This window comes from Pelagerythrobacter sp., assembly GCF_041912895.1.
GTDB lineage: Bacteria > Pseudomonadota > Alphaproteobacteria > Sphingomonadales > Sphingomonadaceae > Pelagerythrobacter.
On record NZ_JAYSGI010000001.1, the window covers coordinates 1028440 to 1041282 of the forward strand.

Annotated in this window: 13 protein-coding genes; 8 read left to right on the top strand and 5 right to left on the bottom strand. The window is 68.1% G+C overall.

Features of this window, described 5'->3' with window-relative positions; genetic code table 11:
* Positions 1-118: 118 nt before the first annotated feature.
* Entirely contained in the window at positions 119-1246 is a 1128-nt protein-coding gene (locus ACE3QC_RS05210; protein WP_374406039.1) for an NAD(P) transhydrogenase subunit alpha, read from the bottom strand.
* A gap of 14 nt (positions 1247-1260) precedes the next feature.
* On the bottom strand, positions 1261-1386 hold the full coding sequence (locus ACE3QC_RS05215) for an aa3-type cytochrome c oxidase subunit IV (protein WP_374406040.1): 126 nt from the start codon (positions 1384-1386) through the stop codon (positions 1261-1263).
* 160 nt (positions 1387-1546) lie between these two features.
* Between ACE3QC_RS05215 and ACE3QC_RS05220 the strand changes: the two genes are divergently transcribed.
* The gene (locus ACE3QC_RS05220; protein WP_374406041.1) at positions 1547-2965 is read left to right on the top strand and encodes a sigma-54-dependent transcriptional regulator; all 1419 of its coding nucleotides are present in this window, start codon (positions 1547-1549) and stop codon (positions 2963-2965) included.
* A gap of 18 nt (positions 2966-2983) precedes the next feature.
* The gene (locus tag ACE3QC_RS05225; RefSeq protein WP_374406042.1) at positions 2984-3742 is read left to right on the top strand and encodes an SDR family NAD(P)-dependent oxidoreductase; all 759 of its coding nucleotides are present in this window, start codon (positions 2984-2986) and stop codon (positions 3740-3742) included.
* Positions 3743-3750: 8 nt separating this feature from the next.
* On the opposite strand, the gene ACE3QC_RS05230 is transcribed toward ACE3QC_RS05225, so the two are convergent.
* Positions 3751-4539, bottom strand: coding sequence for a LysR substrate-binding domain-containing protein (locus tag ACE3QC_RS05230; protein WP_374406043.1), 789 nt, complete (start codon positions 4537-4539; stop codon positions 3751-3753).
* Between the two features lie 105 nt (positions 4540-4644).
* Between ACE3QC_RS05230 and ACE3QC_RS05235 the strand changes: the two genes are divergently transcribed.
* From ACE3QC_RS05235 to ACE3QC_RS05255, 5 genes are all read left to right on the top strand, one after another.
* Positions 4645-6807, top strand: coding sequence for an RNA degradosome polyphosphate kinase (locus tag ACE3QC_RS05235; protein WP_374406044.1), 2163 nt, complete (start codon positions 4645-4647; stop codon positions 6805-6807).
* Entirely contained in the window at positions 6804-8315 is a 1512-nt protein-coding gene (locus ACE3QC_RS05240; RefSeq protein ID WP_374406045.1) for a Ppx/GppA family phosphatase, read from the top strand. The genes ACE3QC_RS05235 and ACE3QC_RS05240 overlap by 4 nt, the downstream gene beginning before the upstream one ends.
* Before the next feature lie 17 nt (positions 8316-8332).
* On the top strand, positions 8333-8758 hold the full coding sequence (locus ACE3QC_RS05245) for a DUF2267 domain-containing protein (protein WP_374406046.1): 426 nt from the start codon (positions 8333-8335) through the stop codon (positions 8756-8758).
* A gap of 90 nt (positions 8759-8848) precedes the next feature.
* Complete coding sequence (locus ACE3QC_RS05250) at positions 8849-9307, top strand: hypothetical protein (RefSeq protein WP_374406047.1); 459 nt, start codon at positions 8849-8851, stop codon at positions 9305-9307.
* The gene (locus tag ACE3QC_RS05255; RefSeq protein ID WP_374406048.1) at positions 9307-9534 is read left to right on the top strand and encodes a helix-turn-helix domain-containing protein; all 228 of its coding nucleotides are present in this window, start codon (positions 9307-9309) and stop codon (positions 9532-9534) included. The genes ACE3QC_RS05250 and ACE3QC_RS05255 overlap by 1 nt, the downstream gene beginning before the upstream one ends.
* Before the next feature lie 12 nt (positions 9535-9546).
* Here the strand turns inward: ACE3QC_RS05255 and apaG are convergent, their stop codons facing one another.
* Together apaG and ACE3QC_RS05265 are read right to left on the bottom strand one after the other, a co-directional pair.
* The gene (gene apaG, locus ACE3QC_RS05260; protein ID WP_374406049.1) at positions 9547-9945 is read right to left on the bottom strand and encodes a Co2+/Mg2+ efflux protein ApaG; all 399 of its coding nucleotides are present in this window, start codon (positions 9943-9945) and stop codon (positions 9547-9549) included.
* A gap of 46 nt (positions 9946-9991) precedes the next feature.
* The gene (locus tag ACE3QC_RS05265) at positions 9992-11197 is read right to left on the bottom strand and encodes a PLP-dependent aspartate aminotransferase family protein (protein WP_374406050.1); all 1206 of its coding nucleotides are present in this window, start codon (positions 11195-11197) and stop codon (positions 9992-9994) included.
* Between the two features lie 371 nt (positions 11198-11568).
* Between ACE3QC_RS05265 and ACE3QC_RS05270 the strand changes: the two genes are divergently transcribed.
* Positions 11569-12840, top strand: a complete 1272-nt coding sequence (locus ACE3QC_RS05270; protein ID WP_374406051.1) for a phospholipid carrier-dependent glycosyltransferase — start codon at positions 11569-11571, stop codon at positions 12838-12840.
* Positions 12841-12843: the final 3 nt, after the last annotated feature.

Below are 12843 nucleotides of genomic sequence, written 5' to 3' on the forward strand. Positions count from 1 at the left end.
CCCTACGAACGAGGGTAGCGTTGTTTCCGAGAAAGGGCCCTCGCGCGACCGCATCCGGGCATGAGTTGCGGGATTTGCCGACGGATATCCGGCGAGTTAATTATTACGTTATAAGGGGTTACGAGGCCTTCTTAAGCCTCTCGCTCACCACTTCGCCACCCTTCGTCAGCCGCACCGTGTCGCCGATCTCCTCATCGAGCACCGGCTTGCCCGCCTCCTTGTCCCAGAAAGCGGAGAGGAAATTGTAGTGGTTGCGGGCGAACAGCGCGCTGGCGTCGGCGGCGAGGTGCGCGGCGGTGTTCGCATAGCCGACGATCTTAACGCCGTGCCGCTCCACCACCTGGTCCGCGACCGAGCCTTCGACGTTGCCGCCTTGGGCCACCGCGAGATCGAAGATCACGCTGCCGGGCTTCATGCTCGCGACCTGCGCGTCGGAAATCAGGCGCGGCGCGGCCTTGCCGGGGATCAGCGCGGTGGTGACGACGATGTCCTGCTTCGCGATATGGCCGGACACCAGCTCGGCCTGGGCCTTCTGGTATTCTTCGCTCATCTCGGTGGCGTAGCCGCCCGATCCCTCGCCCTCGATCCCCGCCACATTCTCGACGAACACCGGCTTGGCGCCGAGCGACCTGATCTGTTCCTTCGTGGCGCTGCGCACGTCGGTCGCCGAAACCTGCGCGCCAAGCCGCCGTGCGGTGGCGATCGCCTGCAGCCCCGCTACGCCCACGCCCATTACGAAGACGCGCGCGGCCTGCACGGTGCCTGCCGCGGTCATCATCATCGGAAAAGCGCGACCATAAGTGTCGGCCGCAGCGATCACCGCCTTGTAGCCGGCCAGGTTCGACTGGCTAGACAGCACGTCCATGCTCTGCGCGCGGGTGATGCGCGGCATGAACTCCATCGACAGCGCCTCGATCCCCGCCTTCGCGTAGTCCGCGACCAGCTCCCGGTTGGCGAACGGATCGAACAGCGCGGCGACCCACGCGCCCGGCTGCGCGCCTTCGAGCAGCGCGAGTTCGGGCGCCTGGATGCCGAGCACGATATCCGCGCCCTTCACCGTCGCCGCCGCAGGGCCGATTTCGGCCCCCGCCTCGCGGAACGCCTCGTCGGGTATCGACGCGCTGGCGCCGGCGCCTTCCTCGACCGCCACCGTCGCGCCGAGCGCGGCGAATTTCTTCACCGTTTCGGGCGTCACTGCGACCCGGGTCTCGCCCGGGGCGCGCTCCTTGAGGATGGCGATCCGCAAAGCGCTTGCGGCGATCAGCTGGAAATCAGGATGACGACGATCAGAGCGATGATCGCGATGGCCGGGACCGACCACTTGAGAAGGGTAATGAAGCCGCCATAGGTCGCGTTGGCCGCCTTCATGTCGTTGCCCGAAGCCATTTCGTGTCGTTTCCTTCGTGGGAAAGGGGATTTCGCGGTGGGTCTATCGCGCCCGGGAGGCGGCATCAAGCCTCCCGCAAGCCGCCAACAGCCTTAATCGGACCTTTACCCCCGCCCCGTAGATCGAACCCCTGTGCCGCAGCGAGACGGTTAGGGGACGATGGCCGAGAACGAATCGCGCCTTTTGATGCTGATCGACGACGAGCCGGCGCAAAGCCGTCTCATCAGTGCGCTCGCCGCGCGCGAAGGCTGGCGCACGCTGGTGGTCGGCGATTCGGAAACCGCGATCGCCACGCTCGGCACGCGGCAGGGCATGCAACTGGCCGCGATCATCCTCGACCAATGGGTGCCAGGCGACGACGCCTGCCAGCTCATCGAGGAATTGAAGAGCCGCCGTCCCGCGCTGCCGATCCTGATGCTCACGACCAGCGCCAGCCCGCTGTTGGCGGTCGAGGCGATGCGCGCCGGTGCGACCGACTACCTCATCAAGCCCGTCGCACCCGATCGGCTGATGCAGGCACTGCGCAGCGCGACCAAGCGCGAGGCGCCCAAGGACGAGCTCCAGCCGCTGACCGAAAAAATGCCCGCCTCGCTCGATTTCGACGCGATGATCGGCACCGCACCCGCGTTCCGTACCGCGCTGGCGCGCGCAGCCAAGACCGCCCGCGGCCACGGCGCGGTGCTGATCGAGGGCGAGAGCGGCACGGGCAAGGAGATGCTGCTGCGCGCGATGCACGCCGCGAGCCCGCGCGCGAAGGCGCCGCTGCGTACGATCAACATCGGTGGGGTGCCGTCCAGCTCGCTCGAATCGATCCTGTTCGGGCACGAGCAGGATGCGTTTCCCGGCGCGTTCGACCGGCAGATCGGCGCGCTCCAGCATTGCGATGGGGGCACGCTGGTGCTCGACGAGGTCGACCGGCTCGACCAGTCAGTGCAGGGCAAGCTGGCCGACTGCATCGAGCAGGGCATCGTCCGCCCGATCGGCGCGCGCCACGGCTTCCGGGTCGACGTGCGGCTGCTGAGCGCGAGCAACCTGCCGCTCGCCGATCTCGTCGCGGCGGGCCATTTCGACGCGCGGCTCCACGCGGCGCTGGCGGCGACCACGATCGTGCTGCCTCCCTTGCGCGACCGGCCGGGGGACATTCCTGCGCTGACCCGTCATTTCCTCGCGCGGATCGGCGAGCAGCCGGGCCTGCGCCACCATTCGATCACCGACGGCGCGCTCTCGCTGCTCGCCGCGTTCGACTGGCCCGGCAACGTGCGCCAGCTCCAGTCGGTGCTGTTCCGCGCGGCGGTCTATTGCGACGGCGAGACGCTGACGATCGAGAGCTTCCCGCAACTGCTCGAACTGATCGGCGACAGTGCGGCGGCCGGCGGCGCACTGCACGAGAGCGGCGGCGTGATGCTCTACACCGACGACGGCAACCTGCGCCCGCTGGAGGACATCGAAGCCGACGTGATCCGCCTTGCCATCGGCCACTATCGCGGGCGGATGACCGAGGTCGCGCGGCGGCTCGGCATCGGGCGCTCCACGCTCTACCGCAAGCTTTCCGACCTCGGGATCGACAACGCGGCCTGAGCGGCTTACCCGGCCGCAATGGCCGATCCTTTCGACTTTTCGGGCAAGAGCGCGCTGGTCACCGGCGCCGCATCCGGTATCGGCGCGGCGACGGCGCGCTGGCTCGACGCGCACGGCGTGGCGCGGCTGGTGCTGATCGATCGCGACGACGCGGCGCTCGATACGCTCGACCTCGCCTGCGAGAGCGAGCGGGTAGCGGGCGACGTGTCCGATCCGGCGCTGTGGGCCGGTCTGTCGCTGGCCTCGCTCGATCATGCCGTGGTCAACGCCGGCGTTTCCTCGGGCGGCCCGATCGCCGAGTGCGATTTCGCCGAATGGCGGCGCGTCATGGCGGTCAACCTCGACGGCGCTTTCCTTTCCCTGCAAGCCGTGATGCGCGCGATGACGGGCGGCGGCAGCATAGTCGTCTCCGCCTCGGTCAGCGGCGTAAAGGCCGAGCCCGGCACCGCCGCCTACGGCGCTTCGAAGGCCGCGCTGATGCAACTCGCGAAGGTTGCGGCGAAGGAAGGCGCACCGCAGGGCTTCAGGGTCAACGCCATCGCGCCGGGCGGTGTCGACACGCCGATCTGGGACCAGACGCCGTTTTTCCGCGATCTCGTGGCCGAGCACGGCGGAGACCGCGATGCCGCGATGAAGGCGATGGCCGCGATGGCGACGCCGCTGGGCCGTTACGCGAGCGCCGACGAGATTGCGGCGCAGATCGGCTTCCTGCTTTCCGATGCCGCCGCCACGATCACCGGCGCGGTGCTGGTGAGCGACGGCGGCTATTCGCTTTAGCGTCCGGCCTAGTCGGTAAGGAAAGCGACCAGGCTCTTCACCTTCTTCTGCCGCCATTGCGGTAGCGGGGCGACGAGCCAGTAGGCGCGGCGGCCTTCATCGGGGCCTTCGAGCGTGGCAAGGCGGCCGTCTTCCAGCGCGTCCTCCACCAGCAGATAGGGCAGGATCGCCTTGCCCATGCCCGCGACCGCGCTGGAGAGCGCCTGCCCGGCATTGCCGACCTCGATTGCCGCATCGGCACCTTCGGGCAGCGGCGCGCCGGGCCAGTCGATCCACAGGTCGGGCGCGCCTTCGGCGGCGACCACGACGCGGCGCGCGGGGGCCAGCTCGATCCCTTCGAGTTCGCCCGGCCCGTCGACCAGCCGCACCGCGACGTCGAGATTGGTCTCGGTGAAGTCGGCGTTCTCGTCCGCGACGAAGCGGAAGCGAATGCCGGGATTGGCATTGCGGAACGCGGCGAGGCGCGGCGCGAGCCACTGGGCGTAGAATTCGCGCGGGGCGGCGATGGTATAGCGGTCGCTCGCCTGCCCCGCCTGCATCGACTGGACCGATTCCTCGAACTTGAGGAACCCTTCGCGCAGCGCGTCGAGCCCCGCGAGGCCCTCCTCGGTCAGTTCGAGCCCCTTGGAGGTGCGGCGGAACAGCACCGTGCCAAGGTGATCCTCCAGCGCGCGAATCTGCTGGCCGACCGCGGCGGGCGTCACCGCCAGTTCGTCCGCCGCACGGGTGAAGCTGAGGTGGCGCGCGGCGGCGTCGTAGACCCGCAGGGCGTTCAAGGGCAGGTGCGTGCGCTTCATCGTGCCGGTGCGGATAGCGGCAAGCCGCTGGCCCTGCAATCGTGCGCGGCGTAACAGAACCGTAACACGCGCACGACAGGGAGCCTGCGGAGCTTGGCACGTCGCATGAACGCATATTCGCATGGCGCGGCCGATCCGGCCGGCGAAGGCAGCGCGGCCGAGGGCGCGCCCGAGCGATACGTGAACCGCGAGCTTTCGTGGCTGTCGTTCAACCGCCGCGTCCTCGCCGAATCGGAGAACGAACGCTATCCGCTGCTCGAACGGCTGCGGTTTCTCTCGATCTCGGCCAGCAACCTCGACGAATTCACCATGATCCGCATCGCCGGGCTGGAAGGGCAGGCGACGCGCGGAATCGAGACCACCGCGATCGACGGGCTCGACCCGCGCCAGCAACTCGCCGCGATCCGTGAACAAGTGCTGGCGGTCGAGGCGCGGCAGCAGCGCGCGCTGGAGACGCTGCGCGCCCTGCTCGCGGGCGAAGGCATCCTGATCGCGGACATCGCCGATCTGGCCGAAGACCAGCAGACGTGGCTGGCGGAATACTTCGCAACCGACATCCTGCCACTCATCACCCCGCAGGCGATCGATCCCAGCCACCCCTTTCCGTTCGTCGCCAACCTCGGCATGGGGGTGCTGTTCCGGCTGAAGCGCGGCAAGCGCCAGCCCGATCTGGTGGAGATGGTGCTGATCCCCAGCGGAGCGCCGCGCTTCGTGCGCGTACCGGGCGCAACCGCGGTCTACGTCGCGATCGAGCAATTGATCGTGGCCTACGCCGACCAGCTCTTTCCCGGCTTCAAGATCCTCGGCGACGGCCTGTTCCGCGTGCTGCGCGACAGCGATATCGAGGTGGAGGAGGAAGCCGAGGATCTGGTCCGTTTCTTCCGCACCGCGATCCAGCGGCGGCGACGCGGGCGCGCGGTGTTGCTGGAGCTCGACCGCGACTGCGACCCGGCGGCCGAGGCGCTGCTGCGCGAACAGTTCGATGTGGGCAGCGCGATGATCGTGAAGTCCGCCGGGATGCTCGGCCTGCGCCATCTCGACGCGATCTGCGCCGAGCCGCGCCCCGACCTCAAGTTCGTCCCGTTCTCCCCCCGCTTTCCCGAACGCATCCTCGCGCACGATGGCGACTGCTTCTCCGCGATCCGCGAGAAGGACATCGTCGTCCACCATCCCTACGAGAGCTTCGAGGTGGTGGTCGATTACCTGCATCAGGCGGCGACCGACCCATGCGTCGTCTCGATCAAGCAGACGCTCTACCGCGCGGGCGACCAGTCCCCCGTCATCGCCGCGCTGATCGAGGCGGCGCAGAACGGCAAGGCGGTGACCGCGGTGGTCGAGCTGAAGGCCCGCTTCGACGAGGAGCGCAACATCCACTGGGCGACCGAGCTGGAGCGCGCCGGGGTGCAGGTGATCTACGGCTTCACCGAGTGGAAGACCCACGCCAAGGTCAGCCTGGTCGTGCGGCGCGAGGAGGAAGGCTATCGCACCTACTGCCACTTCGGCACGGGCAACTATCACCCCACCAACGCGCGCATCTACACCGATCTCAGCTACTTCACCGCCGACCCGGCGCTGGGGCGCGACGCGGCCAAGCTGTTCAATTTCGTCACCGGCTACGTCGAACCACGCAGCACCGAATGCCTCGCGATCTCGCCGATCGGGCTCAAGCAGAAGCTGTTCGACCTGATCGACGGCGAAATCGCCAATGCGCGGGCGGGCAAGCCGACGGGCGTGTGGGCCAAGCTGAACGCGATCACCAACCGCGCGGTGATCGACAAGCTCTACGAAGCCAGCGACGCCGGGGTGGAGATCCAGCTCGTCGTGCGCGGCATCTGCTGCCTGCGCGCGGGTGTGCCGGGACTGTCGGAGAACATCCACGTCAAGTCGATCATTGGTCGGTTCCTCGAACACGGGCGCGTATGGGCGTTCGGCAACGGCCACCGCCTGCCCAGCAAGCACGCGAGCGTGTTCCTGACCTCCGCCGACGCGATGAGCCGCAATCTCGACCGACGGGTGGAGGTGCTGGTGCCGCTGGCGAACCGCACGGTGCACGATCAGGTGCTCGACCAGGTGATGCTCGCCAACATCCTCGATACCGAGCAGAGCTGGCAGCTCCGGCCCGACGGGCAATACGTGCGGATGTGGGCGGAAGACGGCGGCTTCAACTGCCACGAATACTTCATGAGCAACCCCTCGCTCTCGGGCCGTGGCGCGGCGCTGAAAGCGGGCACGGTGCCTAAACTGCGGCTGGAGGATGAACCCGGATGACCGCCATGAGCCCGTTCGCCCCGCGCGCGCTGCATTCGCGGCAGGAGGATCGCCGCGCGGTGATCGACATCGGTTCGAACACCGTGCGGCTGATGGTGTACGACGGTCCGCAACGTGCACCGCGCACGATGTGGAACGAGAAAGTGGTCGCGCGGCTGGGGCGCGATCTGGCGAGCACCGGGCGCATTCCAGAGGAAGCCGCGGAACAGGCGCTGGCGGGCCTCGCGCGCTTCGCACTGCTGGCTCAGGAACTGGGCGTGCACGACGTGCAAACGGTGGCCACCGCCGCCGCGCGCGACGCGGCGAACGGAGCGGATTTTCTCGACCGGGTGGCTGCGCTCGGGCTCGAACCGAAGCTGTTGAGCGGCGAAAACGAGGCGATTGCCTCCGCCCACGGGGTTCTCGGCGCTTTTCCGCAGGCCCACGGGGTGGTCGCGGACATCGGCGGCGGCAGCCTCGAACTGGTCGCGGTGGAAGGCGGCGCGTGCCACGATGCCGCGAGCCTGCCGCTCGGCACGCTGCGCCTGCCCGCCCTGCGCGCCGGCAAAGTCACGGATTTTCGTCGCGCCGTGAGCAAGACGTTCCGCAAGGCCGGATGGGCGACGGCGCATCCCGGTCCGCTCTACATGGTTGGCGGCACCTGGCGCGCGCTCGCCGCCTATGCGATGCGCGCGGCCGACTATCCGCTGACCGACCCGCACGGATTCCGGCTCGATACCGGCGAGGCCGCGCGCATCGCACGCAAGGTCGCCCACGCCGATCCCGCGAAGCTGGCCGCGATCGAAGGCATCGGTGCGATGCGCGCCGAATCGCTGCCCGATGCCGCCGCATTGCTGGAGGTCATGCTGGCAGACCTCGCGCCCGATGGCCTCGTGTTCTCGAGCTGGGGCCTGCGCGAAGGGCTGCTCCACCAGCGGCTCGAACCGCTCGAGCGAGCGAAGGATCCACTGATCGTGGCCGTCGCCGATTTCGCTGCGCCGATGAACAGCGCGATCACCGATGCCGCGCTGATGAGTGCGTGGGTGGTGGATATCGCGCATGGCAGCGGGGCCGGCAGCGGGCCGGAGAACGAGCGGCTGCGGCTGGCGGGTGCACTGCTGTCGCTCGCGCTGCACCGGGTGGAGCCGAACTTCCGCGAGAGCCAGGCGCTCGAATGGGCGCTCGACAAGCGCTGGGTCGGGCTCGACGCGCGCGGCCGCGCGATGATCGCGGCGATGCTGCTGGGAAGCTGCAACCGGGCGGGCTGGTCCCGCCGGGTCGATGCACTCGCGGGCGAGGCCGACTTGCGCGAAGCGATGGGCTGGGGCCTCGCGATGCGGCTGGCCCGGCGACTGGGCGCGACCACCCGCGTCTCGCTGATGACCAGCGCCCTCGAACGCAAGAAAACGAAGCTGGTGCTGCGCCTCGACGAAAGCCGCGCCGCGCTCGCCGGCGAAGGCACGATGCGCGACCTCGCCGCGCTGGCCGACTGGCTGGGGCTGGAGCCGGAATTGCAGATCACGGCCTGAGCGGCCATCATCGCCGCATGACCGTACCGATAGACTACCGGCAGGCCGGGCCGGATTTCGACCGCTTCATGCTCGACCTGCGCGAGACGCTCGACCTGCAGACCACGCATCAGGCGTGGGGCGTGCTGCTGGGCGTGTTCGAGACGTTCCGCCGCCGGTTGACCCCAGCCGAAACTCTCGCCTTCGCCAAGGCCCTGCCGCCGCTGCTGCGGGCGACGTTCGTGCAGGACTGGAACTTCGATGGGCCACAGGCGCCGTTTGCCGATCGGGATGCGCTCGACCGCGAAGTGATGGCCTATCACCGCGATCATCAGTTGGCCGAGCCAGGCTGCATCGCCGCCACTGCCGCCACGCTGTGGCGCCACGCCGACCGGCAACGCCTCGAAGCCGCTCTCGCCCGGCTGCCCCAAGGCGCGCGCGATTTCTGGAGCGACCAGGCGTAGCTCCCTCATCGGGAGCGCGCTGCATCTTTAATTCTTGTTTAAATCTGACTGTGTGATATTTAACTCTGACATAAATCATCGGAGGATAGCATGCACATCGCGATAAATCCGAAACTGGCCCGCTTCGCCACGCTGGGTGTCCTGAGCTTCGTGCTGCTCGGCATCACTTTGAACGGCACGGGTTTGTTCGCTCCAGACGCCAGCCGGGCCGCGATCGTCAATCAGGTAGCCGGACTAATTCCGGCGCTGTTCTTCGTCGCCGGCATCTGGATGGTCGGGCGCGCGTTCAGGGCAATCTCGCGCGGCGAAGCTGTCGAGGTCGCGCTCAGTTCTCTCATGACGCGCCTCGGTGCCTGCCTGTTCGTCGGCGGACTGGCCTTCGTGTTCGCGCAACCCATTCTCACGAAAGCGATTCTCGGCACATCCCCTTGGGGCTGGTTCGATATTCCGTCGATCACGCTCGGCTGCCTGGGATTGCTGCTGATGGCGATGGCGCGCCCGCTGCGCGAAGCGGCCGATGCCCGCACCGAACTCGGCGAGATACTCTGATGCCGGTGCAGGTGACGCTCGACGATGTTCTCAGGAAGCGCGGACTCTCCGGCAAGGAAGTCGCGCAACGGGTGGGTCTCAGCGAAACCCAGCTTTCCCTGTTCCGATCGAACAAGGTTCGCGGCATCCGCTTCGCGACACTGGCGCGGCTTTGCCTGGTCCTCGAATGCGAACCGGGCGAATTGCTCGCATATGCGCGCGATCCCGACGATCTGAGGAGCAGCTAGCGCCTAAGCTTCTCAATCCGCCGTTGCCGGTGCTGCCAGCGGGAAGAAGGGGATGCGCACCTCCAGCGGGGTGCCGTCCGCGCGGTGGAAGGTGTAGAACCCCTCCATCGTACCGTGCGGGGTGGCGAGCGGGCAGCCCGAGACGTAGTCGTGGCTCTGCCCCGGCGCGAGGACCGGGGTTTCGCCGACCACGCCTTCGCCGTCGACGAGGTTGACCATGCCGCGCGCGTCGGTGATGCGCCAGTGGCGGGTCATGAGCTGGACCTGTTCGCCCGAAGCGTTCTCGATGCGGATGTGGTAGACCCAGAACCACTTGCCGGCCTCGGGCTGCGATTGCTCGGGCAGGAAATTGACCGCCACGCGCACGACGATCCCGTCGGTTATCGCGGTATGCTGGAACAGCTGTTTCATCGCATACGAGCGTAGCGGGAAAGGCCCCGGCGGGTAAAGGGTGCCGTCAGAGGCCGGCGGCGGAAAGCGCGCGGTCGAGGTCTTCGGTCAGATCGGCGACGTCCTCCAGCCCGATGTTGATCCGCAGCAGGCCCTCGGTCACGCCCATCTCTGCGCGCGCTTCCTCGCTCATGCCCGCATGAGTGGTGCTGGCCGGGTGGCACATCAGGCTGCGGGCGTCGCCGATGTTGTTCGAGATGTCGATCAGTTCGAGCGCGTCGAGCAGGGCGAAGGCCTGCTCGCGCCCCTCGACCTCGAAGGCGAAGATCGGGCCGAAGGCGTCCATCTGCTTCGCCGCGAGCGCATGGCGCGGATGGCTTTCGAGCCCCGGATGAAGCACGCGCGGCGCACGGCCTTCCACGAAGCGCCCGAGTTCGAGCGCCGTCTCGCTCTGCCGGTGCGCGCGCAACTCCAGCGTCTCCAGCCCCTTGTGGACGACCCAGGCGTTGAACGGCGAGAGGTTCGGTCCGGTGTTGCGCTGGAACGGCAGCAGCACCTCGTCGATGAATTCCCGGGTGCCGCAGACCGCGCCGGCGAGCACCCGGCCCTGCCCGTCCATCAGCTTGGTCGCCGAATAGGCCACCACGTCCGCGCCGAATTCGAGCGGGCGCTGGAGCGCGCTGGTGGCGAAGGCGTTGTCGACCACGGTGACGATGCCGCGCGCCGTCGCCAATCCGCAGACGAATTCGAGATCGACCACGTCGAGCGTCGGGTTGGCGGGCGTTTCGAAAAAGAATACCTTGGTGTTCGGCCGGATCGCGGCCTCCCACGCGGCGTTGTCGGCGCTGTCGATCACCGTGGTCTCGATCCCGAAGCGCGGGCACAGGTGGTCGACCAGCCAGCGGCACGAACCGAACGCGGCGCGCGCGGCGACCACGTGGTCGCCGGCCGAGAGCTGGCACAGCAGCGCCGCGGTCATCGCCGCCATGCCGCTCGCCTGCGCGCGACATGCCTCGGCGCCTTCCATCAGTGCGATCCGCTCTTCCAGCATCGCGACGGTCGGGTTCTGGAGGCGCGAGTAGGTCATCCCCTCGGCCTCGCCCGCGAAACGCGCGGCGACGGTGGCCGCATCGTCGTAGGTGTAGCCCGAGGTGAGGAACAGCGCTTCGCTCGTCTCGCCGTGCTCGCTGCGCCAGGTGCCGCCGCGCACCGCCTGGGTCGCGGGGCGCCACTTGCGCGTGATCGCGCGGTCCATGCCGGTCGTTCTCTTCATCGCGCGCGCTCTATCGGCAGGCGCGACGGGCGGCAAGCGCCCGGCGACCGTTCACCGATGGCGCGGACGCAGTTTCCAGCCGCCTTCACGAAGCCGGACGCGGCGGCCGCACCAGCGGCAACGTGCGGTCAACTCGTCATGCGGGGTGCGTACGCGCCCATCGTCGGGTCGGTGCCCAAAAAGCATGCAGAGAATGCGTCGGCTCATAGCGCGGCTCCGGTGCCAGCGCCCCCGCTGTCTTTACCCCCCGTGCGGCCGACCTCCACCCGATCAAACGCTTGGCGGTATTCTACCACGATCTTTTCGGAAATGGGAAGATGGGCCGGTCGCATCGCTTGCTCGGTTTCGGGTCCACGCCTATCCCGGCGTCGATGAATCGAGCGCTCGACCACCCGCGCGACCCGATCGGGTGGCACGCCGCGCTCGCGATCGGCTTCTTCGTCCTTTGCCTCATCCGAATCGGCGTGCCGGGCGCGCCCTATTTCGACGAGGTCCATTACCTGCCCGCGGCGCGCGCGCTGCTCGACGGCAGCGCATACCTCAACCGCGAACATCCGTTGCTCGGCAAGGAATTGATCGCGCTGGGGATCGCGCTGTTCGGCGACAATCCGTGGGGCTGGCGGATCGTGCCGCTGTTCGCAGGCACTGGCGCGCTGTTCGCCTTCATGCGCGCGCTGTGGTTCGCCGCCCTCTCGCGCTATGCTTCGATCGCCTATGGGGTGCTGCTGGCGAGCGGGTTCGCGCTGTTCGTGCACAGCCGGATCGCGATGCTGGACGTGTTCTTCGTCGCCTTCCTCGCGCTCGCGCTGTGGCAATGCGCGGCAGCGGTGCGGGAGCCCGAAACCGGGCGCTGGCGGCTCGCGCTCGCGGGCGTCGCGCTGGGGCTGGCGATGGCGGCCAAGTGGAACGCGGTGCCGATCGCGGTGCTGCCCGGCCTCGCCTTCCTTGCAGCACGATTTTCCGCCGGGCGACGGCGGCTGTTCACCAGCAGGCGGGGCGTGCCGGTGCCGGGCATTTCGCTGCTTGAAGCTGCCCTGTGGCTCGGCATGGTGCCGCTTGCGGTCTATTGGGCCACGTTCATACCCGCATACTTCGTGGCGAGCGACCCGCTCTCGCCCGGCGGGTTCATCGCACTGCACGGAGAAATCGTCGCGATGCAGGAAAGCGTGGTCCAACCGCATCCCTACCAATCGCGCTGGCCGCAATGGATCTTCGACTTGCGCGCGATCTGGTATCTCTACGAGCCGGTCGACGGCGCGCAGCGCGGGATCATGCTGATCGGCAACCCGCTGACGATGCTGCTCGGCCTCCCCGCGCTCGCGTGGGCGCTATGGCGCGCGGTGGCGGGCGACCGCACCGCTCTGGCCGTCACCGTGCTCTACGCCGTCAGCCTCGGTTTCTGGATCGTGGTGAACAAGCCGATCCAGTTCTACTACCACTATTTCCTGCCGAGCTGCTTCCTGCTCGCGGCGCTCGCTCTGGCGCTCGACGAACTGCGGAAACGCGGCCGGGGCAAGCTGGCGACGGCGATGCTGATCGCAAGCGTCGTGATCTTCGCGTGGTTCTATCCGATCCTCAGCGCGGCGGCGCTGCCGGGCGAGCGCAGCTTCGCCTTCTGGATGTGGATCGACGGCTGGCGATGAGGC

Coding starts and splice junctions, on each gene's coding strand:
- ACE3QC_RS05215 (WP_374406040.1), bottom strand. CDS start 1,386: ATGGCTTCGGGCAACGACATGAAGGCGGCCAACGCGACCTATGGCGGC.
- ACE3QC_RS05220 (WP_374406041.1), top strand. CDS start 1,547: ATGGCCGAGAACGAATCGCGCCTTTTGATGCTGATCGACGACGAGCCG.
- ACE3QC_RS05225 (WP_374406042.1), top strand. CDS start 2,984: ATGGCCGATCCTTTCGACTTTTCGGGCAAGAGCGCGCTGGTCACCGGC.
- ACE3QC_RS05230 (WP_374406043.1), bottom strand. CDS start 4,539: ATGAAGCGCACGCACCTGCCCTTGAACGCCCTGCGGGTCTACGACGCC.
- ACE3QC_RS05235 (WP_374406044.1), top strand. CDS start 4,645: ATGAACGCATATTCGCATGGCGCGGCCGATCCGGCCGGCGAAGGCAGC.
- ACE3QC_RS05240 (WP_374406045.1), top strand. CDS start 6,804: ATGACCGCCATGAGCCCGTTCGCCCCGCGCGCGCTGCATTCGCGGCAG.
- ACE3QC_RS05245 (WP_374406046.1), top strand. CDS start 8,333: ATGACCGTACCGATAGACTACCGGCAGGCCGGGCCGGATTTCGACCGC.
- ACE3QC_RS05250 (WP_374406047.1), top strand. CDS start 8,849: ATGCACATCGCGATAAATCCGAAACTGGCCCGCTTCGCCACGCTGGGT.
- ACE3QC_RS05255 (WP_374406048.1), top strand. CDS start 9,307: ATGCCGGTGCAGGTGACGCTCGACGATGTTCTCAGGAAGCGCGGACTC.
- apaG (WP_374406049.1), bottom strand. CDS start 9,945: ATGAAACAGCTGTTCCAGCATACCGCGATAACCGACGGGATCGTCGTG.
- ACE3QC_RS05265 (WP_374406050.1), bottom strand. CDS start 11,197: ATGAAGAGAACGACCGGCATGGACCGCGCGATCACGCGCAAGTGGCGC.
- ACE3QC_RS05270 (WP_374406051.1), top strand. CDS start 11,569: ATGAATCGAGCGCTCGACCACCCGCGCGACCCGATCGGGTGGCACGCC.